2 protein-coding genes are annotated in these 1,124 nt (G+C 53.9%); one reads left to right on the top strand and one right to left on the bottom strand.

Annotated features, from left to right (window positions below; translation table 11 throughout):
• Window positions 1-87: 87 nt before the first annotated feature.
• On the bottom strand, window positions 88-495 hold the full coding sequence (gene cadR / locus R8N46_RS25230; protein WP_009403731.1) for a Cd(II)/Pb(II)-responsive transcriptional regulator: 408 nt from the start codon (window positions 493-495) through the stop codon (window positions 88-90).
• A gap of 95 nt (window positions 496-590) precedes the next feature.
• Between cadR and R8N46_RS25225 the strand changes: the two genes are divergently transcribed.
• Window positions 591-1,124, top strand: a 534-nt coding sequence (locus tag R8N46_RS25225; RefSeq protein WP_411976953.1) for a cation transporter, incomplete at its 3' end; no start/stop codon positions are given.

Raw genomic sequence — 1,124 nt, 5'->3', positions numbered from 1 at the left:
GGGTAAGCGGATTAAATGGTTGATCTTACCTTTGCATGAGAGTGAGACAGACCGGCATCTCATCGGATTATCTGGTTGATGCTTCACCTACTGCTGGTGCATGTTTCCTTCGCTAATTCCAGCAAGAACCCCACACGCCTCAACTTCCCGGTCATCGTTGCAACTCGCTCTCAGTGAAACGAGTTGTTTCTCAAGCGCTTGCAGAGCGGTTATCTGCGACCGCACATGAGAGATGTGATCATCGAGCAAGGCGTTGACGGCGGTACAAGGCTGATGAGGGTCGTCCTCATAGCTCTGTAGTTCGTGAATCTCAGCCAGTGACAGGCCCAGGATTCTGCAGCGACGGATGAAGGCCAGCCCCTCACCATGCTTCTCGGTATAGACACGGTAACCGTTGTCCTGCCGATCAGGCGGCGGCAACAAGCCCTGCTGTTCATAGAAGCGGATCGTCTGTGTTTCGACCCCTACCAACTGCGCCAACTGACCAATGCGCATCAGCCTCCTCCCCAACGGATTCTTTACTCTATTGACCTTATAGTAGCTTTATAGTTTTAAATGGTACCACAACATTGTTCAAGTGGAGTCGTATCATGAGCAAATCCTGTGGTGGCGCCTGTGGCGGTGATGCAACGTCCGCAGCGGATACCGATATACAGGCCTCCTCCGAGGCGCCAGGGAGATGGGTCAGTGTTTATGCCGTGCCGAAGATGGACTGTCCATCAGAAGAACGAATGATTCGCCTAGCCCTGAACGGCTTTGAGGAGATTCGGGCGCTGTCTTTCGACCTGTCGAACCGCCGGTTGAAGGTCGTGCATGATGGAGAGGCTGATCCTTTCACTGCGAAACTGAAGACCTTGGGGCTAGGCGCCTCGCTTCAGGAAACCGTCGCTGCAAATCCGGAGACCATCAAGGCCGCCGAGTTTTCGGCAGCTTCTGCTAAGCAAGAATCCGGGACCCTGCGCTGGTTGCTCGGCATCAATGCACTTCTGTTCCTGGTGGAAATTACTGCCGGTCTGATGGCTCAGTCAACTGGCCTCATTGCAGAGTCCCTGGACAATTTTGCTGATGCGGCAGTGTACGGACTCGCTCTTTATGCGGTTGGGCATAGCGTGAAAAGGCAGGTC

Origin of the sequence: Vibrio sp. 1874 (assembly GCF_033344395.1) — a bacterium.
Taxonomy (GTDB): Bacteria; Pseudomonadota; Gammaproteobacteria; order Enterobacterales; family Vibrionaceae; genus Vibrio; species Vibrio alginolyticus.
Note: the sequence above shows the minus strand (reverse complement) of the source record. Positions and strands in the feature narration are given on the sequence as shown.

Bases quoted from the DNA above. Each gene is read 5' to 3' on its own strand.
- cadR (WP_009403731.1), bottom strand. From the start codon at position 495: ATGCGCATTGGTCAGTTGGCGCAGTTGGTAGGGGTCGAAACACAGACG.